A 21,637-nucleotide genomic window follows, 5' to 3' on the forward strand; every position below is an offset into this window, starting at 1 on the left:
GCTGAGCGCGGATCCGGCCGCGAGGTAGGGTCGGCCGGGTGACCGACAGCGCGCCGAACAGCCCGATCGACCAGCTCTCCGAGCGGTACCTCGAGGACCTCGTCACCTTGGATCCGATCGAGGCGACCTCGATCGGGATCGCGGGCCACGACCACGAGTTCCCCGACTTCAGCCCCGACGGGTTCGACGGCCTGGCCGAGCTGGCCCGGGTGGCCGTCGCCGAGGCGGGGGAGATCGAGCCGGGCAGCCCGCGCGAGGAGGTCGCCCGGGACGCGTTCGCCGAGCGGCTCGGCCTGATCGTGGCGAGCCACGCGGCCGGCGTCCCGCAGCATCAGCTGAACGCGATCTCGTCGGTGCCGGCCCATATCCGGCGGGTCTTCGACCTGATGCCGACCGGCACCCAGGAGAACTGGGAGACGATCGCGATCCGGCTCAACCAGGTCGGCACGGCGCTCGACCAGTACCGGGGCACGCTGCTCGACCAGGCCGGCCGCGGCCGGGTCTCGGCGTTGCGCCAGGTCGAGGACCTGGCCGGCCGGATCGCCGGCTGGACCGACCCGAAGGGCGACAACTTCTTCGGCGGCCTGGCCGCTCAGGCGCCGGACGGCCCGGTGAAACCCGCGGTCGAGGCCGCGGCGGCGTCCGCGGCCAAGGCGTTCCAGGAGTTCGGCGGCTGGCTGACCGCGGAGCTGGCGCCGCGTGCCCCGCAGCGGGACGCCTGCGGTCGCGAGGTCTACGAGCTGGCCTCGCGGGAGTTCCTCGGCGCGGCGGTCGACCTCGACGAGACCTATGCCTGGGGCTGGCAGGAGCTGGCCCGGATCGAGGGCGAGATGGCCGCGATCGCAGCCGAGCTGAACGGCGGAGACCGCGACATCCAGGCCACGGCCGCGTTGCTGGACGCCGATCCGGCGCGCAAGATCCGCGGCAAGGAGGCCTTCCGGGACTGGATGCAGGAGCTGTCCGACACCGCGGTCGCGGAGCTGGCCGGTACGCACTTCGACATCCCGGAGTCGATCCGCACGCTGGACTGCCGGATTGCGCCGACGTCCGACGGTTCGATCTACTACACGCCGCCCAGTGAGGACCTGACCACCCGGCGCGGCGCCATGTGGTGGGCCGTGCCGGCCGGGATCGAGGACTTCGCCACCTGGCGCGAGGTGACCACCGTCTACCACGAGGGCGTCCCGGGGCATCACCTCCAGTGCGCGCAGACGATGCTGCGCGGCGACTTGCTGAACCGCTGGCAGCGCGTCGGCTGCTGGGTCTCCGGGCACGGCGAGGGCTGGGCCCTGTACGCCGAACGTCTGATGGCCGAGCTCGGTTACCTGGACGACCCGGGCAGCCGCTTCGGCATGCTGGACGCGCAGGGCTTCCGGGCCGCGCGGGTCGTCGTCGACATCGGGATGCACCTGGAGCTGGAGATCCCGAAGGACAACCCGTTCGGCTGGCGGCCGGGGGAGCGCTGGAACGCTGACCTCGGCTTCGAGTTCCTGCGGGCGCACGCTGGGCTGGAGACGGCGTTCCTGAAGGCCGAGCTGAACCGGTACCTCGGCTGGCCGGGCCAGGCGCCGTCGTACAAGGTCGGCGAGCGGATCTGGCTGCAGGCGCGCGAGGACGCCAAGCAGCGCAAGGGATCCGCGTTCGACCTGCGGCAGTTCCACTCCGACGCGCTGAACCTCGGCTCGATCGGCCTGGACCCGCTGCGCCGGGCGCTGGCGAAGCTGTGAGGTTCGTGCTCGCGTCGCAGTCGCCGGCGCGCCTTCAGACCCTGCGGAGCGCCGGGATCGAGCCGGAGGTGATCGTCTCCGGCGTCGACGAGGACAACGTCACCGCCGAGAGCCCGGCCGAGCTGGCCCGGCTCCTGGCGGCGTTGAAGGCGCGCGCCGTCGTCGCCACCCTCGACGAGCACGCGACCGTCCTGGGCTGCGACTCCGTGCTCGAGATCGACGGCGTCGCCTACGGCAAACCCGGGACGCCGGAGATCGCCCGCGAACGCCTCCGCGCGATGCGCGGCCAGGTCGGCATCCTGCACACCGGCCACACCCTCTTCGACACCGAATCCAAACAAGAGCTCCGCGAACTGGCCTCCACCAAGGTCTTCTTCGCCGACCTCACCGACGCCGAGATCGACGCCTACGTAGCCACCGGCGAGCCCCTCGTCGTCGCCGGTTCCTTCACCGTCGACGGCCTCGGCGGCGCCTACGTCACCCGCATCGAAGGTGACCACCACAACGTCGTCGGCCTCTCGCTCCCCCTCCTCCGCACCATGCTCGCCACCGTAGGCATCGCCTGGCACGACCTGTGGACACCCCGCAAGACCCGCCTCACCTACGACAAAACCGAAGCCGCCCGCTACGACGAAACCCGAGGCGGCGACCAACGCGCCCAAGCCGCAGCCCAAGCCGTCCACAGCCTCCTGACGGAGGCTCCCACCTCCTCCCAGAGCCAGGAGGCGGCGTCGCCCTCCTCCGTTGTGGTTCCGGCGGCGCAGTCGTCGGGGTTCTCCCGGGTGGTGGAGTTGGCGGTGGGGACGGGGATCGTGGGGGCGGAGTTGGTTGCTCTGGGCCACCTTGTGCACGGGTTCGACTTGTCGGCGGACATGCTTCAGTACGCGAAGGTGCGGTTGCCGGGGCATGTGGCGGTGGGCAATGCGGTTCGGCTGCCGGTGGGGGATCGGCGGGTGGATGCGGTGGTGGCGGTCTGGCTGCTGCATCTGGTTGATGACAGCGAGGCCGTGCTGGGGGAGGTGAGCCGGGTGTTGCGGCCGGGTGGGGTGTTCGTGACGACAGTGGAGAAGATGGAAGCGAGCCGGTTCGCGGACGGGCGTGGGCCGAACGACGTGCGGTCGCAGGACGGGTTGGCGCGGTTGGTGGCGCGGGCGGCGGCGTACGGGCTGGTGCTGGACGGGGCGACGTCGTTCGTCGGTCCGGGGCGCGGTACGGGCGCGGAGCCGGTGTATCCGGTCGTAAGATTCCGGCGTGCCTGAGTACCTCGACGGCGTCCGGGTGCTGCGGCATCCGAGTACGCAGACCCACACCGAAGCCACCCTCACGTTCGCCGTCGGCGCGCGGGACGAGACGCTCCGGACGATCGGCGTCGCGCACGCCCTCGAACACCTCGTGATGAGCACCGTCCGCCGGATGCCGATCGAGATGAACGCCGAGGTCGACGTCCTGACGACGTCGTTCATGGCCTCCGGCTCACCCGAGCGGGTCGGCGAGTTCCTCGAACAGGTCTGCCGCGGCATCACCGCCCCGCCGGTCGACCGGCTCGCGCTGGAGGCAGGCGTCCTCGCCGCCGAGGACGGGCACGTGGCGCACCCGGTCGTCGCCCTGCTCCTCTACGTGAAGTACGGCGCGCAAGGCCCCGGCCTGGCCTGGCTGGAGGGCCCTGGGTACGACGGCCTCACCGCCGACCACATCACCGCACTGACCAACCGCTGGTACGTGAAGTCGAACGCCGTCCTGCAGGTCACCGGCCCGCTCCCCGACACGCTCCGCTTCGAGCTGCCCGCGGACGCCGTCCCACAGCGCTCCTACCCGGCCGGACGAACGTTCCCCAATCGGGTCGTCATCGAGTACGCCGCCCCGGCCGCCGGCGTCCTGCTCACGCTGCCGCCCGAGGACGCCGTCCGCCGCTCCTCGCTGGCCGCCGAGATTCTCCGGCAGCGGATCGAGGAGCAGTGCCGGCACGTCGGCGGCCACAGCTACGAAGTCGGCGGCGACTCGGTCTCCACCACCTCCGGCGCGGCTGACTTCATCGTGTACGCCGAGGCCCGCGAAGGCACCGAGGAGTCGGTCGCCCGCGCCGTCGTCGACAGCCTGCTCGACCTCGCCGCGAACGGTCCGACCGACGACGAGCTCAGCTACCAGGTCGACCGCTACCTCGAGCGCCTGAAGACCGAGCCCGAAGGCCTCCGGCACGAGTACAACAACTTCGTGGGCGGCCTGTTCGGTGAGCCCGCGATCGACCCGTTCGACGTCGACCAGCTCCGCGCCCTGACCCCACAGGACATCGCCGCCCTGCTCGCCGACGCGCTACCCACCGCCATCGCCTACACCCCCGACGGCACGGGCGCGATCTGGGAGCCCTTCGGCTTCACCCCCGGCTCGACCTGCCCGGTCATCGCCGAACTCCCCGCCGGCCGTCTCTTCAAGCCCCCGCTCTTCGCCCGCGCCCTCATCCGGGACGCCCGCAGCCTGCGCTGGGTCCGCACCGACGACGCCCTCGCCATGCGCGACGACGACGGCGTCCACCAGATCCGCTGGGACGAGGTCGCCGGCATCATGCGCGGCTCCGACGACAACCCGACCATCGTCTTCGGCGCCAACGGCTGCTCGATCCCCGTCTCCACCGAGATGTTCAGCGGCGCCGACGACATCCTCACCGAGCTACGCCAACGCGTCCCCGTCGCCCTCTGGTACGACGAGTCGAAGTTGCAGCCCGGGTCGGACTGAACGCGGGATGAACTGTTGGTAAGGGCGGCTTCAACGCGGCCCAGATGACCCGTGGCGACTGTGAGGCTGGCGGTACACAGCCTGCTGAGGAGTCGTAATGGTCTCAGGTCCTTTCGATACCGGTCCGACGAAACCGCGAGGGCCGTTCGCGCGCTTCTACACGTTGCCGCTGGCCCACGAACGCGTATGGGACCTGCTGCGGCACATGCAGGCGTCGATGCGGATCGTCAGCGCGGACCTCGGCGCCGGGCATCCGAATCGGACGATGATGCAGCAGCCGCGGGTCGACATGCACCGCAGCGGCGTCCTGACGGCCGCGCCGGGAAGCCTGGCGACCCCGCTGTACGGCGAGCAGGAGCACCGCACGCTCAAGGAGCTGGTCGCACCGAACGCGGCACAGCGGGTCGGCCGCCGGTTGCGTGGTCCGGAGTCGCCGTCCGTCGAGCAGCGGGAGGCTCGGCGCACCGCACTGGTTGGATCGCTGCGGGCGGTCGCGGACCTGGCCGAGTCGGCTGAGTACGACAACCCGTACCGTCCGAAACACGGCGTCCTGAGCGCTAAGCACGGCTGGACGCGGGACCGCCAACTCGCCTACTCCGGCATGCGGTCCACGCTGAAATCGATGGACGAGACTGTCGCGGAGTCGGTGGCCGGAGTGCAACCGCAGTACGGCGGGCTGCAGGAGGCGGTCGCGGGCGCGTGGACCGCCGCGCACTACGACCAGGTGCTCGCCGACCTCGAGAGCCGTGGGCATCTCCCGGCCGGCTCGACACAGGACTACGCGCTCGGCTGGGAGTCCGCAGACGCCCAGCAGCGACAGCAGATTCTGGCCCAGGTGCATCGCAACGCCCCGGCCGGCTACGCGTTCGCCGAGGCAGTTGCCGAGCGCACCGGTCTGTCGGCGGAGCAGGCGCTGCACCGGATGAACAACGCCCCGCTGCACTGGACGCCGGATGTCGCAGCCGGGCTGTTGATGAGCAGCTCCCCGCAGATGCGCGCGCTCGCTGAGCAAAACCCCTCGGAGTACGCCGTCGCCGAGGGCGAGGTCGCCGAGCTCGTCCGCGGTGAGTTCGAGAACCTGAGCCACGTCAAGAACACCGGCCTGACGAAGCTTGGCGCCGTCGACCCGGTCGCGCAGTCGGCCAATGGCGGCCGGCGGACGGCGGCCGCCGCGTTCGAGCTGATCGCCCAGCAGGAGCAGGGCATCGAACAGCCGGTCAAGGAGGCCGGGATCGCGTTCGACCCGCGGGTCGGCCTCACTCCGCCGACCGGCGGCGTCGCACCGACGGCCCCGCCGCCAGCGACCGCCAAACCGGTCGGCCAGAACCGCAACCCAGGGTTAGGGGTGGGCTGAGGCCCGCCACTGGCCGGGGCCGGCGTGGAAGGGCTGACGGGCGTTGCGCCAGTAGGAGGCCCAGTTGCTGGCGCGGTCGGGCTCCGGGGCGTCGGCCGGGGCCGCAGCGCGAGCGGCCAGGACGGCGACGAGCGCGGCGAGCTCTTCGGGGGTGGGGTCACCCTTGCGGATCTGCATGTCGGTGGCTCCCATCAGAGCGGAATGTTGCCGTGCTTCTTGGGCGGCAGGGTGTCGCGCTTGGTGCGCAGCAGACGCAGGCCGCGAACGATCTCGGCGCGCGTCCGGCTCGGCTTGATGACGGTGTCGACGTACCCGCGCTCGGCCGCGATGTACGGGTTGGCGAGGTGGTCCTCGTACTCGGTGATCAACTGCTGACGGCGGGCCTCGGGGTCCTCGGCGCCGGCCAGCTCGCGGCGGTAGAGGATGTTGACCGCGCCCTGGGCGCCCATCACCGCGATCTGCGCGGTCGGCCAGGCGATGTTGATATCCGCGCCGAGGTGCTTGGAGCCCATCACGTCGTACGCGCCGCCGTAGGCCTTGCGGGTGATCACGGTGATCATCGGGACGGTCGCCTCGGCGTACGCGTAGATCAGTTTGGCGCCGCGGCGGATGATGCCGTTCCACTCCTGGTCGGTGCCGGGCAGGAAGCCGGGGACGTCGACGAAGGTGAGGATCGGCAGGTTGAACGCGTCGCAGGTGCGGACGAACCGGGCCGCCTTCTCGGAGGCGTCGATGTCGAGCGTCCCGGCGAACTGCAGCGGCTGGTTCGCGACGACGCCGACCGGGCGGCCCTCGACCCGGCCGAAGCCGACGATCATGTTCGGCGCGAACAGCGACTGCACCTCGAGGAAGTCGCCGTCGTCGACGACCGCCTCGATCACGGTGTGCATGTCGTACGGCTGGTTCGGCGAATCCGGGATCAGGGTGTCCAGCGCGAGGTCGGTCTCGCTCGGCTCCAGGTCGGCCGGGGCGTCGTAGACCGGCGGGTCCTCGAGGTTGTTCTGCGGGAGGTGCGCGACCAGCGTCTTCACCCACTCGATCGCGTCCTCCTCGTCACTGCCGAGGTAGTGCGCGTTCCCGGACTTCGTGTTGTGCGTCCGGGCGCCGCCGAGCTCCTCCTGGGTGACGTCCTCGCCGGTGACGGTCTTGATCACGTCCGGGCCGGTGATGAACATGTACGACGACTCGTCCACCATCACGGTGAAGTCGGTGACCGCGGGGGAGTAGACCGCGCCGCCCGCGCACGGGCCCATGATGAGGGAGATCTGCGGGATCACCCCGGACGCGCGGACGTTGCGGCGGAAGATCTCGCCGTACAGCCCGAGGCTGACCACGCCCTCCTGGATCCGGGCGCCGCCGGAGTCGTTGATCCCGATCAGCGGGCAGCCGATCTTCATCGCCAGGTCCATCACCTTGACGATCTTCTCGCCGAAGACCTCGCCGAGGCTGCCGCCGAAGACGGTGAAGTCCTGGGCGAACACGCAGACCTGGCGGCCGTCGATCGTCCCGTAGCCGGTGACCACGCCGTCGCCGTACGGACGGTTGGCGTCCAGGCCGAAACTCGTCGACCGGTGCCGGGCGAACTCGTCCAGCTCGGCGAACGACCCCTCGTCGAGCAGCAGCGCGATCCGCTCGCGCGCCGTCTTCTTCCCCCGCGCGTGCTGCTTCTCCACGGCCCGCTCCGACCCGGCGTGCGCCGCGTCGTCCAGCCGCTGCTCCAGATCCGCGAGCTTGCCGGCGGTGGTGTGGATGTTCACCGTCTCTCCCATGCCAGCACCCTACGCGCCAGTAGACCCCGCTGCCTGTGACCTCGGCCGCAACGACCCCTCGCGTGCGCGATGATCCGCGCATGGAGTACGCCGACTTCGATGCGGAGAACCGCCGCATCACCAGCGCCTACGGCCGGGAGACCACCGACCCCGAGCTCCTCCAGGCCGCCGCCGACCGGCTCCGCGCCCAGGCGGCGACGATCGAGCCCGACCACGACCGCGCCAAGGCCTTACGGCACCTCAGCCTGCTGGACGAGTTCATCGACGGCATCCGCAATCCCGAGCCCCACAGCGCGACCGTCTGGGCCGCCAACGACGTCATGACCCAGGCGTCGAAGGCGAGTGGGACGCCGGCCGAACGCCGGGCCTGGGCCGTGGCCGGAATGGCCGAGATCACCCGGATCGCGGAGTCTGCGCCGACGGTGGCCGAGCGCGACGCCGCGCTGGAGCTGAACGGCGTCCTGGCCGAGGTCATCCGCGTGATCGACGGCGAAGCGCGCTGAGATGACCGTCGTACGGAGGCCGGACAGCGAGATCCCGGACGTCGGCAACGGGCTCTGGGAGCGGATCCGGGACGCCGTCCAGGCGGAGTCCGGCGCCGACATCTCGCTCTGGAACGGGCAGCTCGACTACACCCACGACGCGAGCCGAGGCGCGGCTTGGGACGACGGCCGGCTGTGCCTCAACCGCAAAGAGGTCGTCGAGCCGCTGCTGGAGATGTACGCGACGGCCGGCCAACCTGCCACTCAGGAACAGTGGATCAAGCGCCGGAACGCGCTGAAGACGGTCATCCACGAGTTCAGCCATCTGACCGCGCACGACGGGCACACGCACGCCGACCGGAAGACGGAGCTGACCAGGGGGTCAGGGCGCCCGGTCGAAGAGGGCGTCACCGAGGCGTGGAGTCAGGATGTGGTCGATCGGATCGCCGATCGGGTGCTTCCGCCGGAGATGGCGGCCCAGATCAAGGCGGTCCGCGACGTGCGCGGGCCGCACAGCTATCCGGCCTGGGAGCCGGCGGCGCGTTCGTTCGCGGGCCGGGTCGGTGCCGAGGTCGGCCTCGAAGGCAGCGAGGTCCTGCGTCTGATGTCGGCGGGAACTCAGGAGAGCAAGGCGCGGATCGTCGCGGATCTGCTGTACGACGCGTCCGACCTGCCGCGGGTGGTGCCCGCCTCGGAGGAGGAGACGGCCCGAGAGGAGATCGCCGAGGAGATCCAGCAGAAGTTCGCCCGCCTGGAGGCCCTGTACTGGGATCCGCGGGCCGACCGCGACGTTGTCTCGAAGCAGCGCGGCCTGGAGATCGCCGATGCCGCGTTGGACGTCGTCCGATCGGCGGAGAAGTTCTACCGCAGCTGGGAACAACCTCAGCTGGCACCGGCGGAGCTCAAGGCGCTGCAGGGCGTCCTGGCCGGTCAGGAACCAGCTGCCGACGCGCCCCGCATCGCGCACGGCGACGCGGCCCAGGGGCGGCGTCCTGATCAGTACGCCGGTCGTACTCGCGCCTCCGACGTCCCTGCGCGCTGAGGTCGGCTAGGAGGCCGGGCCGACGGCGAAGAGTTTGGTGAGGCGGGCGGCTAGGGCGAGGTCGCCGCGGACGGAGAGGTGCTGTTTGAGGACGGCGAGGACCGGGTCCTCGTTGCCGGTGACGATGCGCAGCAGCGTGGCCGGGTCGGTGCGGATCGAGATGTCCGGGGCGTGCGGGTGCGCGGGCAGGACGGTGCACTGGCCGCCGGCGATGTGCAGCCAGTACTCGTCGACGGATCGCCCGTCCACGCCCGCCCCCGTGATCAGCCAGGCGACGACAGCGTCGAAACCGGCCGCGCGGGCGGGCCGGAGATACTCCGGCATCCGGCGAAAGATCTCGCGCAACGCGACCTCTCGCACTCCCCCGATGAGTCGATGCCGAAGCTCCCGCTCCGATGTCCGGTCGACCAGCCGGGCCAGCTCACTCGCGTCCAGGGACGTCAGCCGGTCCGATTCGAGCCAGACTGCGTTCCCACGTTCGGTCATCGAGCCCACCACCCCCGCGCGGCAGTTCCTACCAGACCGTAGGAATTTCCTATGATCTGATAGCTTTGTCAAGTGGTGGAGGGGGTCGACAAGCGTCGCCGAGCGGCGCACCTGGGCCCGGAGCGCCGGCGGCCGATGTTGCTGGACGCCGCCCTCGAGGTGTTCTCCACCAAGGGCTACGCCGGGACGACGATGCAGTCGGTCGCCGATGCGGCCGGGGTGACCAAGCCGGTCGTCTACGACTCGTTCGCCAACCGCGACGAGCTGCTGCTGGCCCTGCTCGCCCGCGAGGAGCAGCATCTGGTCGTCTCGATCGTCGCCGCGCTCCCGGCCGATCCGACCGTCGGCACGCCCGAGGAGCATGTCCTCGAAGGTCTGACGGCGTTCCTCAGCACGGCCGCGCAGAACCCGCAGTCCTGGCGGATCGTCTTCGGCGCCCAGTACGGCGCCGCCCCGGCGGTCGCCGAGCGGGTGCTGGCCGCCCGGGCGTTCCTGGTCGAGGGCCTGCGCCTCACGCTGGTCAAGTCGCTCCCCGGGGTCACCGCGCCCGACGCCAACCTCCCGGTGCTGGCCGAGCTGCTCGCGTCGATGACGGAGTCCTGCGCGCGGATGCTCGTCGTCGACGGCACCGACCGGACGCCGTCCGAGCTGGCCAAGGTGGTCTCCCAGGTCGTCGGCGGCGGTTTCGGCAACGTCTGAGTGACGTACCGTGAAGTAGCGTGAAGAACGGTCACGATCAGCATCCACTTGGCGGACTTCGAGGGGTGTCGGTGGGGTCGGCCCGCTAGGGTGGGCGAACGTGACCGAGACCGGTAGTGAGACCCGTACCCGCGCGCGGTTCGAGGTGCCCGAGGAGTTGCGCGCCGACGTCCGACTGCTCGGCGAGATCCTCGGGAAAGTGCTGGTCGAGTACGCCGGTCAGCCGCTGCTCGACGACGTCGAGAAACTGCGTGAGCTGACCATCGCCGGGGACGGCGAGGGCGCCGAGCAGCTGGTCGCGTCGTGGCCGGGGGAGCGGGCCGAGGACGTCGCCCGTGCGTTCGCCTGCTACTTCCACCTGACGAACCTCAGCGAGGAGCTGCACCGGGCCCGGGTGCTCCGCGAGCGCGACCGGGTCGGCAACGCCCCCGTCACCTCGGAGCTGGCGCAGGCCGTCGAGCAGATCGCCCGCGACAGCGGCGAGCAGCAGGCCCGCGCGCTGCTGAACGGGCTGGAGTTCCGCCCGGTCCTGACCGCGCACCCGACCGAGGCCCGCCGTCGCGCCGTCCTGGCGACGATCCGGCGCATCTCCGCCCTGCTGGAGGAGCGGCACGACCCGCGTGCCGGCGACAGCGAGCTCTCCGAGAACCAGCGCCGGCTGGTCGAGCAGGTCGACATCCTCTGGCGGACGGCGCAGCTCCGGGAGAACCGGCCGTCCCCGCTGGACGAGGTCCGCTCCGCGATGGCCGTCTTCCAGGAGACCCTGTTCGACGTCGTCGGCAACGTGTACCGCCGGCTGGACGACGCTCTGGCCGGTGACGGCGCCGGTCTGCGCCAGCCGGTGGTGGCGCCGTTCGTCCGGCTCGGTTCCTGGATCGGCGGCGACCGCGACGGCAACCCGAACGTCACCGCGGCCATCACCCGCGAGGCGATGCAGATCCAGGCCGACCACGTCCTCCGGGCGCTGGAGCGGGCGACCGACGTCCTGGGGCACACCCTGACGCTGGACGCCGCGACCACGCCGCCGTCCGCGCCGGTCCGCCGCATCCTCGAGGACGCCCGGGCGGTGAATCCGGAGCTGATTGCGGACATCGAGACCAGGTCGCCGTCCGAGCCGCATCGGCAGCTGCTGCTGCTCGCAGCGCGCCGCCTGGCCGCGACCCGCTCCCGGGACGCCGACTTCGGCTACCCGCGGGCCGCTGACTTCCTGCACGAGCTGAAAGTGCTGCAGGACTCGCTGGTCACCGCAGGCGCGCCCCGGCAGGCGTACGGCGACCTCCAGCAGCTCATCTGGCAGGTGAACTCGTTCGGCTTCCACCTGGCCGAGCTGGAGGTTCGGCAGCACTCCTCGGTGCACGCCAAGGCTCTGGAAGAGGTGCTCGGCGGCGGTGAGCTGTCGGAGCAGACTGAAGAGGTGCTCGCCACGCTGCGGGTGATCGGTCAGATCCAGCAGCGCTTCGGTCCCGAGGCCTGCCGCCGGTACGTCGTCTCGTTCACGCGGAACGCGGGCGACCTCGCAGCGGTCTACGAGCTGGCCGATGCGGCGCTGGACGGCCGTCCGATCGAGCTGGACGTCGTACCGCTGTTCGAAACCGGCGAGGACCTGCAGAACTCGGTCGACGTACTGGACAACGCGATCCAGCTGACCCGGGTCCGGCACCGCCTCACGGCGAACGACCGGCGCTTCGAGGTCATGCTCGGTTACTCGGACTCTGCCAAGGACGTCGGCCCGGTGTCGGCGACGCTGGCCCTGTACGACGCGCAGGCGCGGATCACCGCGTGGGCGCAGCGAAACGCGATTCGGCTGACTCTGTTCCACGGCCGCGGCGGCGCGCTCGGCCGCGGTGGCGGCCCGGCGAACCGCGCAGTGCTGGCGCAGGCCCCTGGCTCGGTGGCTGGTCGGTTCAAGCTCACCGAGCAGGGCGAGGCCATTCCGGCGCGCTACGGCAACGCACCGATCGCGCAGCGGCACATCGAGCAGGTGACCGCGGCGACGCTGCTCGCCTCCACTCCGGCGATTGAGGAGCGCGCGGCCATCGCGGCGGAGCGCTTCGCGGTGATGGAGAAGACGCTCGACGAGGCGGCGCGGACGGCGTACCACCGGCTCGTGAAGGCCGAGGGCTTCGCGGAGTGGTTCGGCCGGGTGACTCCGCTGGAGGAGCTCGGTCAGCTGCCGCTGGGGTCCCGTCCGGCCCGCCGCGGGGTCGCAGTGTCCTCGCTGGAGGACCTGCGGGCGATCCCGTGGGTCTTCGCCTGGTCGCAGGCGCGCGTCAACGCCCCTGGTTGGTACGGGCTTGGCTCCGCGCTCGCAGCGGTCGGTGACGTCGCCGTACTGCGTGATGCGAACCAGAACTGGCCGCTCTTCCAGGTGATGCTGGAGAACGCCGAGATGTCGCTGGCGAAGACGGACCGGCGCATCCTCGGCCGCTACCTGGAGCTGGGCGACCGCAGCGACCTGACCCAGCTGATGCTCGACGAGCACGCGCTGACCACGGAGTGGGTGCTCAAGGTCCTCGACCAGGAGCGTCTGCTCGCCGGGCGCCGCGTCCTGGGCCGTGCGGTCGAGCTGCGCAACCCGTACGTCGATGCCCTCAGTTACCTGCAGTTGCGGGCCCTGCGTACGCTGCGTACTGATGACACCCTCACTGAGGAGCAGATCGTGCGCACCCGGCGGTTGCTGTTGCTGACCGTTTCGGGCGTTGCTGCCGGCCTGCAGAACACCGGCTGATGTTCGGCGACCTGGAACGGCCGCCACTCGACGCACGCTTTCTGAGTGGGCGGCTGGTGCGTCCCGGCTCCCTGTGGACGCAGATCGACGTACTCACCGAGACGCCGTCGACGAACGCCGATGTGGCGCGCGCGGCGGCCGAAGGTGCGGCTGAGGGCCTGGTAGTACTCACCGAGTACCAGTCGGCAGGTCGTGGCCGGCTGGGCCGTACCTGGACGACGCCGCCGCGCTCCGCCCTGCTGATGTCGGCGCTGCTGCGCCCGACCGCCGTCGGCCCGGAGCAGTGGCCGTGGCTGGGGCTTCTGGTCCCGCTGGCGGTTGCGGCCGCCGTACGACGGGTGGCGGAGATCCCGGCCCAGGTGAAGTGGCCGAACGACGTACTGGTCGAGGACCGCAAGCTGGCCGGCATCCTGCTCGAGCGGATCGACGGACCGGCCGTTGTGGTGGGCATCGGTCTCAACGTGACCCTGCGCGAGTCGGAGAAGCCGCACCCCGCCGCGACCTCGCTGGTCCTGGAGAAGGCGGCCACGACCGACCGCGTCACCGTGGCGGCCGCAGTCCTGCGCGAGCTGGAGACCCGCTACCGGAGTTGGCTCGACAACCCCAGCTCGCTGCTCCCGGAGTACAGAGAGCTCTCGGCCACGCTAGGCCGCCAGGTCCGAGTAGAACTACCGGACGGCACCTTCCTCGAAGGAACCGCCCGCGATCTGGCCACTGACGGCCGCCTGATCGTGGACACGCCCGGCGGCGAGCACGCACTCGCCGCCGGCGACGTCACCCACCTCAGGGCTCAGCCGAACAGCGCCGCCGAGTAGCCCAGCACGAACATCACTGCCGAGGTGATGACGGCTCCTTTCATCGACAGCTTTCGCGCGATCAGCATCGCCAGGAAGATGGCGCCGATCGCGCAGAACCAGCTGAACGCGAACTGATTCATCGTCGCGCGCGCGGCCGGATCGAACTCCGCCGCCGGCCCCAGCGGCAGCAGCAGGACGCCGCTGAGGCACCAGAGGATCAGACCGACGCCGAGGACCCGCCGGGCCACCGGGTGGATCCGGTCGCCGAACACCAGCAGCAGGATTCCGAGTGGCGCGGGCAGGAGGCCCCAGAAGAATCCGAGGTGGCGGGCAAGCGTCTCGCTGTTGCCGAGCAGAGGCGCCACCGCGCCGGCAATGGACGGTCCGCCCTGGAGCGCGGCCACGAAGCAGAGGACCATTCCGATCAGGCCCAGACAGCCGACGCGGCCGACGCTCTTCCCGAGATTCTCGTAGGCAGTCACGCCGCCAAGTCTCTCGATGGACGGGTTCAGTCAGTTCGTGAACAGTTTGGCTGCGGTGATCAGGGTTTGGATGATGCCGTAGCCGAGGAGGACGGCGACGAGCAGCCAGGAGATCACCAGGCGTGGGGTCTGGTTCATTGCGCTGCCTCCACGGTCGATGCGGACTTCTCATGGAACTTCGCCGCGACCGGGCGGATCAGCAGGTTCGCGATGAAGCCGAGCGCGAGGACGCCGACCATCGTGAACAGCGCCGGCCGGTAGGCCTCGGCGGTCAGGGTGCCCGGCTTGCCCTCGCGGTCCAGGAAGCCGTTGATGATCAGCGGGCCGACGACACCGGCCACCGACCACGCGGTCAGCAGTCGGCCGTGGATCGCGCCGACCTGGTAGGTGCCGAACAGGTCCCGCAGGTACGCCGGGACGGTCGCGAAACCGCCGCCGTAGAAAGACAGGATGACCGCCGCCAGCAGGACGAAGATCGCGGTGCTGTTGTGGCCGACCGTGGCGAGCAGGAAGTACGCGACGATCCCGACGCCCAGGTAGACGGCGTAGATCGGCTTGCGCCCGATCACGTCGGACGTCGACGACCAGACGAACCGGCCGGCCATGTTGAAGATCGACAGGACGCCGACGAACCCGGCGGCCGCCGCCACCGCGACCGTCGACTTGCCGTCGCCGCCGCGGAAGAAGTCCTGGATCATCGGGCTGGCCTGCTCGAGGATGCCGATCCCGGCGGTGACGTTGCAGAGCAGGACCACCCACAGGCACCAGAACTGCGGCGTCCGGATCGCGTTCGCGGCCGAGACGTTCGAGGTGGTGACGAGCGCCTTCTGCTTGACCTTCGACGGGTCGAACCCGGCCGGCGTCCAGCCCTCGGCGGGGACGCGGATGTTGAAGACGCCGAACATCATGATCACGAAGTAGCCGAGGCCGAGCGTGACGAACAGCCCGACCAGGGCGCCGCCGCTCGCGACCGAGCTGCTGACATTCGGGTCGTACGCCGAGTCGTACATCCCGAGCAGCTGGCGCGACAGCGGGCTGGCGACCAGCGCGCCGCCGCCGAAGCCCATGATCGCCAGGCCGGTGGCCAGGCCCGGGCGGTCCGGGAACCACTTGATCAGCGTGGAGACGGGGGAGATGTAGCCGATCCCGAGACCGATTCCGCCGATGACGCCGTACCCCAGGTACAGCAGCCAGAGCTGGCCGGTGCCGATGCCGAGGGCGCCGACCAGGAAGCCCGTGGCCCAGAAACAGGCCGAGACGAACATCGCCTTCCGGGGGCCGCTGCGCTCGACCCAGGTGCCGCCGATCGCGGCGGACAGGCCGAGCATCACGATCGCGATACTGAACACGACGCCGACGGAGGTCAGACTGGCGTCGAAGTGCTTCACCAGCGACGTCTTGTAGACGCTGGTCGCGTACGCCTGGCCGATACACAGGTGCACCGCGAGCGCGGCCGGCGGAATCAGCCACCGGCTGTACCCCGCGGGCGCTACGGTGTGTTCCCGATCGAGAACGGACAAGAAGGTCATGTCCGCATCTTTCTCCGATCGTATGCAATTTGTATAGACTTGTACTAGTCGCTTTGCCCAATCGTGTCGGGACGGGACAACCGGCCCCGGCGCCTGTGAGACTGGGGTCATGGCGATCTCGGCGAAACTGTTGGGCGAGGACGAGTACGTCGTCGTCAGCACCCGCACCCACTGGAAGGCGCTGATCTTCCCGGTCTTCGTGCTGCTCCTGGTGGCCGGCGGCGGTGGCTTCCTGGCGGCGATCATCCCCGCCGGCGACCTGCAGACCCCGGGCCGGATCGCGATCCTCGCGGTCGGCCTCGTCCTGCTCCTGACGTTCGCCGCCAAACCGTTCCTGAACTGGTTCTTCTCCACCTACACGCTGACCAACCGCCGCCTCATCACCCGGCACGGCATCCTCACCCGCACCGGCCGCGACATCCCCCTGATGCGCATCAACGACGTCTCCTACGAACACCACCTGATGGACCGCATCCTCGGCTGCGGCACCCTGCACATCGAGTCAGCCGGCGAACGCGGCCAGGTCGTCCTCCCCGACGTCCCCCACGTCGAACACGTCCACCTCCAGATGTCCGACCTCCTCTTCGGCGGCCCCGAAGGCCGCCCCGGCGACGGCATCCTCGACGACGAACAACCCCCAACCCACATGCGCCGCAAACCCACCGACCCCGAAGACGGCGAAACCCTCTTCACCTCCAACTGACCCCAGCGGGCAGGTGCGGAGAGGGAGTTAGCGGACGGCGGGGAGGTCGCCGGTGGTGTCGGGGTCGGCTACTGGGGGTTTGTGGTGTTCGGCTTCGTCTAGGAGGATTTCTTCGCGGAAGACGAAGCGGCGATAGGACCAGAAGCGGAAGAGGGTGCCTAGGCCCAGGCCGACGAAGTTGGCGGCTATGTTGTCGGAGAGCCAGCTGTGCAGGTCCAGGACGTAGCGGGAGAAGGCCAGGCAGCCCCAGGCGATGATCAGGCCGATGCCGTTGAGGACGAAGAAGAGGACGTACTCACGGTGCAGGCCGGAGCGCTCGCGGTGCCGCCACGTCCAGTAGCGGTTGCCGAAGTACGTCGCCAGGGTCGCGACCGTGGTCGAGATCAGCTTGGCGGTCAGCGGCTTGTGGTGCAGCATGCCTTCGCCGGAGTCGGCCAGGACCAGCGGGTTGTTGAAGACGAGCCAGTTGTAGATCGGCAGGTCGACGACCAGACCGAGCAGACCGACCAGACCGAATTTGGCCACTTCGTGCACCAGGTGCTCGACCTGGCGGTACAACTTGGTGAAGAGCTTCAACGGTCTCCGGCACTTTCTGTGATCACGCCGCAACAAACAGAGGAACTACCACGGTACCCGCCGATCGGCCCCGTCCCGAAATCGCCAGCGCGCCCCGGTAGCCGCCGTCCGCCGGGTGTAGTAGTGCAATTAGGCTCCGTTCGTGAAGTTTTCCCGAGATGAGTTGCCGGTCGGTACGCCGGTGGTCGGTATGGTCGGCGGCGGTCAGCTGGCCCGGATGACGCAGGAGACCGCGATCGCGCTCGGCGTCCAGCTCCGCGTCCTGGCCGAGGGCCCGGCGGTTTCCGCAGCCCAGGCGGTCGCCGACGCGCCCGTCGGCGACTACCGCGACCCCGAGACGGTCCAGCGGTTCGCCGCGGAGTGCGACGTGATCACGTTCGACCACGAGCACGTCCCGACCGACCTGCTGCGCGCGCTCGAGGCCGCGAACGTAAAGGTTTTCCCCGGCCCCGACGCGCTCGTCCACGCCCAGGACAAAGCCGTCATGCGCCGCCGCCTGGACAGCTTCGACGCGCCCTCCCCGGCGCACCAGGTGGTCGAGTCCCCGGCCGACGTCGCGGACTTCGCCAAACGCGTCGGCGGTTTCCCGATCATCCTGAAGACCACCCGCGGCGGGTACGACGGCAAGGGCGTCTGGTTCGTCGACGGACCGGAGGACGCCGACATCGCGGTCGCGTTCGGCAGCGGCGTCCCGATCCTGGCCGAGGAGAAGGTGGACTTCGTCCGCGAGCTGTCCGCGATCGTGGCCCGTTCGCCGCACGGCCAGGCGGTCGCCTACCCGATCGTCGAGTCCGTCCAGGAGAACGGCATCTGCGTCGAGGTCACCGCGCCCGCGCCCGGCCTCGACCCGGAGCGCGCCGCGCAGGCCCAGCAGACCGCGCTCCGGATCGCCGGTGAGCTCGGGGTGGTCGGCGTCCTCGCGGTCGAGATGTTCGAGGCCCGGGACGGCCGGCTGCTCGTCAACGAGCTCGCGATGCGCCCGCACAACACCGGTCACTGGTCGATCGACGGCGCGGTCACCTCGCAGTTCGAGAACCACCTGCGCGCCGTCCTCGATCTGCCGCTCGGCTCCCCGGCCGCGCGGGCGCCGTACACCGTGATGATGAACGTCCTCGGCGGCGACGTCGCGGATATGCACCGCGGCCTGCTGCACTGCCTGGCCCGCGACCCGGGCCTGAAGGTCCACTTCTACGGGAAGTCGGTCAAGCCGGGCCGCAAGGTCGGCCACGTGACGGCGTACGGCGACGATCTCGACCAGACCCGCGAGCGCGCGCGGCACGCGGCGGCGTACCTGACCGGCACGATCGACGAGTAAGGAAATCCAGCTGTGATTGGCATCGTGATGGGGTCGGACTCGGACTGGCCGACGATGAAGGCGGCGGCCGAGGTCTGCGCCGAGTTCGACGTGCCCTTTGAGGCAGACGTGATTTCGGCGCACCGGATGCCGGCCGAGATGATCGACTACGGACGGTCAGCGCACGAGCGGGGTCTCAAGGTGCTGATCGCCGGCGCCGGCGGGGCCGCGCACCTGCCCGGGATGCTGGCGGCGGTGACGCCGCTGCCGGTGATCGGCGTCCCGGTGCCGTTGAAGTACCTGGACGGGATGGACTCGCTGCTCTCGATCGTGCAGATGCCGGCCGGGGTTCCGGTCGCGACGGTGTCGATCGGGAATGCGAAGAACGCGGGCCTGCTCGCGGTCCGGATCCTGGCCGCGAGTGACGAGAAACTGCGGGACCGGATGATCGCGTTCCAGGAGTCGCTGGCCGAGATGGCCCGGGCCAAGGGCGCCACGGTGCGTGACGGCGCGACAGAGCTCCGTAAATCGTGACCTCCGGCCGGTTTTTCACGGCCTCCCCGGGGTAGTCGTCAGATCCCACCCGTTTGTCGTCTAAGGTCGTCGATCGTGACTCCGCCCGCTGATTCGGATACGCAGCGCATCCCGGTCCGGTACTGGATCTGGCTGTTCGGCGCTGCCGTGTCCCTGCTCGGCGATCTGACGATCACTTTCGCGATCGGCTGGTCCGCGAGTAAGCACGGCGGCAGCGTCGCGGGTCTGATCCTGCTGCTCGCCGCCGCGCCGCGGGCCGCGTTGCTGCTGATCGGCGGAGCGATCGGCGACCGGTTCGGCGCGCCCCGGGTCTTGCTCGCGAGCTGTACGGCGATGTTCGTCGTCACCGCGGCCCTCGTCCCGGCCACGCTGGCCGCCGGTGAGCCGGTCTGGCTGCTGGTCTGTCTGGCGCTGGTCGTCGGCGTGATCGACGCGTTCTTCCTGCCGTCGTCCCGCTCGATGCCCCGGCTGCTCGTCCCGCCGCAGCAGGTCCCGCGGGCGCTCGCCAGCTTCCAGGTGGTCGGCGTCGTCTTCGCCGTCACCGGTACGGCGGTCGGCGGCGTCCTCGTCACCTGGGCCGGGCTCACCGCGGCCGCGGGCTTCGACGCGATCACGTTCGGGATCATGATCGTCGTCCTGATCGTCCTGCGGAAGACGGTCGCGCCGCCCGGCCAGATGGTCACCGGCATCCTGCGCTCGATCGGCGACGGCGTGAAGATGGCCTTCGGCCGGCCGCTGACTCGCGCGCTGCTGATCACGATGACCGTGGCGGCCGGGCTGCTGATGCCGCTCGACGCCCTGCTCTTCCCGCTGCTCGCCCGGTCACACGGCTGGAACGCCGCCACCGCCGGTCTCCTGGTCGCCAGCCGCAGCCTCGGCGTGGGCATCATCGCCCTGCGCATCCTGCTCCGCGGCGCCTTCCCCCGGCCCGGCATCTTCGCCGCCGTCGGCCTGATCGTCGCCGCGGCCGGCCTCTTCGGCCTCTCCGTCTTCGAGCCGCTCCCGCTCGCCTTCGCCGCCGGCGTCCTGAGCGGGATCGGCGTCGGCACCTTCACCGGCCACGTCCTGCCGCTCCTGATGAACTCCGTCGAACGCGAGTACCAGTCCCGCCTGCAGTCCGTCGTCGTCCTCTGCCAGAACCTCGCCCTGGTCGTCATGAACCCGGTCCTCGGCGCCCTCGCCGACCTGGACGCCGTCGGCATCACCGGAGTCTGCCTGGGCATCTCCGTCGTAGCAGCCCTGGCCGGGGCGGTCGTCCTGACCCGCCCCGTCCTCCGCCAGGCGACTGTCTAGGGCTTGCCGGGGGCTCGGTAGGTCCAGCCGGCGGCGCGCCATTTGGCGGCGTCGAGGAGCAGGCGGGCGTCGATGACGACCGGGTTCTCGACGGTGCCGCGGAGGGTGGCCGGGTCGAGTTCGCGGAACTCGGGCCATTCGGTCAGGTGGAGGACGGCGTGGGCGCCGGCGATCGCCTCGGCCGCGGTGGCGGCGTACTGGAGGGTCGGACGGACGCGGCGCGCGTTCTCCATCGCCTCGGGGTCGTAGACGGTGACGGTCGCGCCGTGCAGCGAGATCCGGCCGGCCACGTCGAGCGCGGGCGAGTCGCGGACGTCGTCCGTCCCGGCCTTGAACGCGGCGCCGAGGACGGCGACGTTCTTGCCGACCCAGACGCCGCCGAGCAGCTCGTGGGTGAGGTCGACCAGCCCGGCGCGGCGGCGCTGGTTGATGTCGTCGACCTCGCGGAGCAGCGTGATGACCTCTTCGACGCCGAGCTCACCGGCGCGGTGCATGAACGCGCGCAGGTCCTTCGGCAGGCAGCCGCCGCCGTACCCGGGACCGGCGTACAGCATGCCGCGGCCGATCCGCTTGTCGTGGCCGAGCGCGTCGGCCAGCTGGGTGACGTCGGCGCCGGTCGCGTCGGCCATCTCGGCGAGTGCGTTGATGAACGAGATCTTCGTGGCCAGGAAGGCGTTCGCGCCGCCCTTGACCAGCTCCGCGGTCGGGAGGTTGCAGACGACGACCGGCGTCCCCTCGGCGATCGGCGTCGCGAACACCTCGCGCAGCCGCGCCTCGGCCGCCGCCGACTGGACGCCGAACACCAGCCGATCCGGGTGCAGCGTGTCGTCGACGCCGTGCGCCTCGCGGAGGAACTCCGGCTGCCAGGCGATCTCGATCCCGGCGCCGGCCGGGGACTCGGCGTGGAAGCGCGCCTCGACGTGTTTCGACGTCCCGACCGGGACGGTCGAGCGGCCGACCACCAGCACCGGGCGGGTGAGCAGCGGCGCGAGCATCGAGACGACCGAGTTCACCTGGGTCAGGTCGGCGGCGTCGCTGCCGTCGACCTGCGGCGTCCCGACGCAGATGAAGTGGACGTCGGCCCAGTCGGCGATCTCGCGGTAGTCCTTGGTGAACCGCAGCCGGCCGGAGTCCACGTGCTTCTTCAGCAGCGGGTCCAGACCCGGTTCGTACAGCGGGGCCTTACCGTCGTTCAGCAGCTTCAGCCGGTGCTCGTCGATCTCGACCCCGATCACGTCGAAACCGAACTCGGCCATCCCGGCCGCGGTGTTCGCGCCGAGGTAATTGGTGCCGATGACGGCGATCCGCAGCGGGCGGGAGGTCGCTTCACTCATGCCGGGGACTCTACCGACCGCGGTTATCGGCCGGTGACCGGCTCATGGCCAACCGGGTTCCGGACCGTGCGGACTTCG

The 21,637-nt window shown here is 70.4% G+C and carries 21 protein-coding genes; 13 read left to right on the forward strand and 8 right to left on the reverse strand.

Annotated elements, in window-relative coordinates; translation table 11 throughout:
* Positions 1–38 precede the first annotated feature (38 nt).
* The 4 genes from ACZ6ZD_RS15235 to ACZ6ZD_RS15250 all read left to right on the forward strand — a co-directional run bounded on the left by ACZ6ZD_RS15235 (position 39) and on the right by ACZ6ZD_RS15250 (position 5,811).
* Positions 39–1,727 carry a DUF885 domain-containing protein gene (locus ACZ6ZD_RS15235; RefSeq protein ID WP_465672248.1) on the forward strand — a complete coding sequence of 563 codons (1,689 nt, stop codon included), beginning with the start codon at positions 39–41 and terminating at the stop codon, positions 1,725–1,727.
* Positions 1,724–2,986 carry a Maf family nucleotide pyrophosphatase gene (locus ACZ6ZD_RS15240; protein WP_465672250.1) on the forward strand — a complete coding sequence of 421 codons (1,263 nt, stop codon included), beginning with the start codon at positions 1,724–1,726 and terminating at the stop codon, positions 2,984–2,986. The genes ACZ6ZD_RS15235 and ACZ6ZD_RS15240 overlap by 4 nt, the downstream gene beginning before the upstream one ends.
* A complete protein-coding gene (locus ACZ6ZD_RS15245; RefSeq protein WP_465672252.1) occupies positions 2,979–4,457 on the forward strand; it encodes a peptidase M16 family protein in 1,479 nt (492 codons plus the stop codon). Before ACZ6ZD_RS15240 ends, ACZ6ZD_RS15245 begins: the two co-directional genes overlap by 8 nt.
* Positions 4,458–4,554: 97 nt before the next feature.
* The gene (locus tag ACZ6ZD_RS15250; RefSeq protein ID WP_465672254.1) at positions 4,555–5,811 is read left to right on the forward strand and encodes a hypothetical protein; all 1,257 of its coding nucleotides are present in this window, start codon (positions 4,555–4,557) and stop codon (positions 5,809–5,811) included.
* Here ACZ6ZD_RS15250 and ACZ6ZD_RS15255 read toward each other — a convergent pair.
* Positions 5,797–6,003 carry an acyl-CoA carboxylase epsilon subunit gene (locus ACZ6ZD_RS15255; protein WP_465672256.1) on the reverse strand — a complete coding sequence of 69 codons (207 nt, stop codon included), beginning with the start codon at positions 6,001–6,003 and terminating at the stop codon, positions 5,797–5,799. The two genes, ACZ6ZD_RS15250 and ACZ6ZD_RS15255, sit on opposite strands and share 15 nt — an antisense overlap.
* The gene (locus tag ACZ6ZD_RS15260) at positions 6,003–7,580 is read right to left on the reverse strand and encodes an acyl-CoA carboxylase subunit beta (protein ID WP_465672258.1); all 1,578 of its coding nucleotides are present in this window, start codon (positions 7,578–7,580) and stop codon (positions 6,003–6,005) included. The genes ACZ6ZD_RS15255 and ACZ6ZD_RS15260 overlap by 1 nt, the downstream gene beginning before the upstream one ends.
* 80 nt (positions 7,581–7,660) lie before the next feature.
* On the opposite strand from ACZ6ZD_RS15260, the gene ACZ6ZD_RS15265 reads away from it, so the two are divergent.
* On the forward strand, positions 7,661–8,083 hold the full coding sequence (locus ACZ6ZD_RS15265) for a hypothetical protein (protein ID WP_465672260.1): 423 nt from the start codon (positions 7,661–7,663) through the stop codon (positions 8,081–8,083).
* A gap of 1 nt (position 8,084) precedes the next feature.
* Entirely contained in the window at positions 8,085–9,104 is a 1,020-nt protein-coding gene (locus tag ACZ6ZD_RS15270; RefSeq protein WP_465672262.1) for a hypothetical protein, read from the forward strand.
* 6 nt (positions 9,105–9,110) lie between these two features.
* Here ACZ6ZD_RS15270 and ACZ6ZD_RS15275 read toward each other — a convergent pair whose 3' ends face one another.
* Positions 9,111–9,590 carry an SCP2 sterol-binding domain-containing protein gene (locus ACZ6ZD_RS15275; protein ID WP_465672264.1) on the reverse strand — a complete coding sequence of 160 codons (480 nt, stop codon included), beginning with the start codon at positions 9,588–9,590 and terminating at the stop codon, positions 9,111–9,113.
* 72 nt (positions 9,591–9,662) lie between these two features.
* Here ACZ6ZD_RS15275 and ACZ6ZD_RS15280 point away from each other — a divergent pair, with 72 nt between their 5' ends.
* The 3 genes from ACZ6ZD_RS15280 (at position 9,663) to ACZ6ZD_RS15290 (ending at position 13,832) form a co-directional block, all read left to right on the forward strand.
* The gene (locus ACZ6ZD_RS15280; protein WP_465672266.1) at positions 9,663–10,289 is read left to right on the forward strand and encodes a TetR/AcrR family transcriptional regulator; all 627 of its coding nucleotides are present in this window, start codon (positions 9,663–9,665) and stop codon (positions 10,287–10,289) included.
* A gap of 100 nt (positions 10,290–10,389) precedes the next feature.
* Positions 10,390–13,017 carry a phosphoenolpyruvate carboxylase gene (locus ACZ6ZD_RS15285; RefSeq protein ID WP_465672268.1) on the forward strand — a complete coding sequence of 876 codons (2,628 nt, stop codon included), beginning with the start codon at positions 10,390–10,392 and terminating at the stop codon, positions 13,015–13,017.
* Positions 13,017–13,832 (forward strand): biotin--[acetyl-CoA-carboxylase] ligase, encoded by an 816-nt coding sequence (locus ACZ6ZD_RS15290; RefSeq protein ID WP_465672270.1) that lies wholly within the window; start codon positions 13,017–13,019, stop codon positions 13,830–13,832. Before ACZ6ZD_RS15285 ends, ACZ6ZD_RS15290 begins: the two co-directional genes overlap by 1 nt.
* Here ACZ6ZD_RS15290 and ACZ6ZD_RS15295 read toward each other — a convergent pair.
* The 3 genes from ACZ6ZD_RS15295 to ACZ6ZD_RS15305 are packed head-to-tail and all read right to left on the reverse strand — an operon-like array spanning position 13,808 to position 15,825.
* Positions 13,808–14,296 carry a hypothetical protein gene (locus tag ACZ6ZD_RS15295; RefSeq protein WP_465672272.1) on the reverse strand — a complete coding sequence of 163 codons (489 nt, stop codon included), beginning with the start codon at positions 14,294–14,296 and terminating at the stop codon, positions 13,808–13,810. The genes ACZ6ZD_RS15290 and ACZ6ZD_RS15295 overlap by 25 nt on opposite strands.
* Before the next feature lie 30 nt (positions 14,297–14,326).
* Positions 14,327–14,434, reverse strand: coding sequence for an MFS transporter small subunit (locus ACZ6ZD_RS15300; RefSeq protein ID WP_420323406.1), 108 nt, complete (start codon positions 14,432–14,434; stop codon positions 14,327–14,329).
* On the reverse strand, positions 14,431–15,825 hold the full coding sequence (locus ACZ6ZD_RS15305) for an OFA family MFS transporter (RefSeq protein ID WP_465672274.1): 1,395 nt from the start codon (positions 15,823–15,825) through the stop codon (positions 14,431–14,433). Before ACZ6ZD_RS15305 ends, ACZ6ZD_RS15300 begins: the two co-directional genes overlap by 4 nt.
* A 109-nt stretch (positions 15,826–15,934) precedes the next feature.
* Between ACZ6ZD_RS15305 and ACZ6ZD_RS15310 the strand changes: the two genes are divergently transcribed.
* Complete coding sequence (locus tag ACZ6ZD_RS15310) at positions 15,935–16,528, forward strand: PH domain-containing protein (protein WP_465672276.1); 594 nt, start codon at positions 15,935–15,937, stop codon at positions 16,526–16,528.
* A 27-nt stretch (positions 16,529–16,555) separates the two neighbouring features.
* Here ACZ6ZD_RS15310 and ACZ6ZD_RS15315 read toward each other — a convergent pair whose 3' ends face one another.
* Positions 16,556–17,104: a GtrA family protein gene (locus tag ACZ6ZD_RS15315; protein ID WP_465672278.1), complete on the reverse strand. Its 549-nt coding sequence runs from the start codon at positions 17,102–17,104 to the stop codon at positions 16,556–16,558.
* 142 nt (positions 17,105–17,246) lie between these two features.
* Here ACZ6ZD_RS15315 and ACZ6ZD_RS15320 point away from each other — a divergent pair, with 142 nt between their 5' ends.
* The 3 genes from ACZ6ZD_RS15320 to ACZ6ZD_RS15330 all read left to right on the forward strand — a co-directional run bounded on the left by ACZ6ZD_RS15320 (position 17,247) and on the right by ACZ6ZD_RS15330 (position 20,225).
* Positions 17,247–18,419 carry a 5-(carboxyamino)imidazole ribonucleotide synthase gene (locus ACZ6ZD_RS15320; protein WP_465672280.1) on the forward strand — a complete coding sequence of 391 codons (1,173 nt, stop codon included), beginning with the start codon at positions 17,247–17,249 and terminating at the stop codon, positions 18,417–18,419.
* Between the two features lie 27 nt (positions 18,420–18,446).
* On the forward strand, positions 18,447–18,932 hold the full coding sequence (gene purE / locus ACZ6ZD_RS15325; RefSeq protein ID WP_465672700.1) for a 5-(carboxyamino)imidazole ribonucleotide mutase: 486 nt from the start codon (positions 18,447–18,449) through the stop codon (positions 18,930–18,932).
* A 75-nt stretch (positions 18,933–19,007) separates the two neighbouring features.
* Complete coding sequence (locus ACZ6ZD_RS15330) at positions 19,008–20,225, forward strand: MFS transporter (RefSeq protein WP_465672282.1); 1,218 nt, start codon at positions 19,008–19,010, stop codon at positions 20,223–20,225.
* Here the strand turns inward: ACZ6ZD_RS15330 and ACZ6ZD_RS15335 are convergent.
* Positions 20,222–21,559: a UDP-glucose dehydrogenase family protein gene (locus ACZ6ZD_RS15335; RefSeq protein WP_465672284.1), complete on the reverse strand. Its 1,338-nt coding sequence runs from the start codon at positions 21,557–21,559 to the stop codon at positions 20,222–20,224. The genes ACZ6ZD_RS15330 and ACZ6ZD_RS15335 overlap by 4 nt on opposite strands.
* Positions 21,560–21,637 lie beyond the last annotated feature (78 nt).

The organism is Kribbella sp. NPDC104218 (assembly GCF_055584105.1).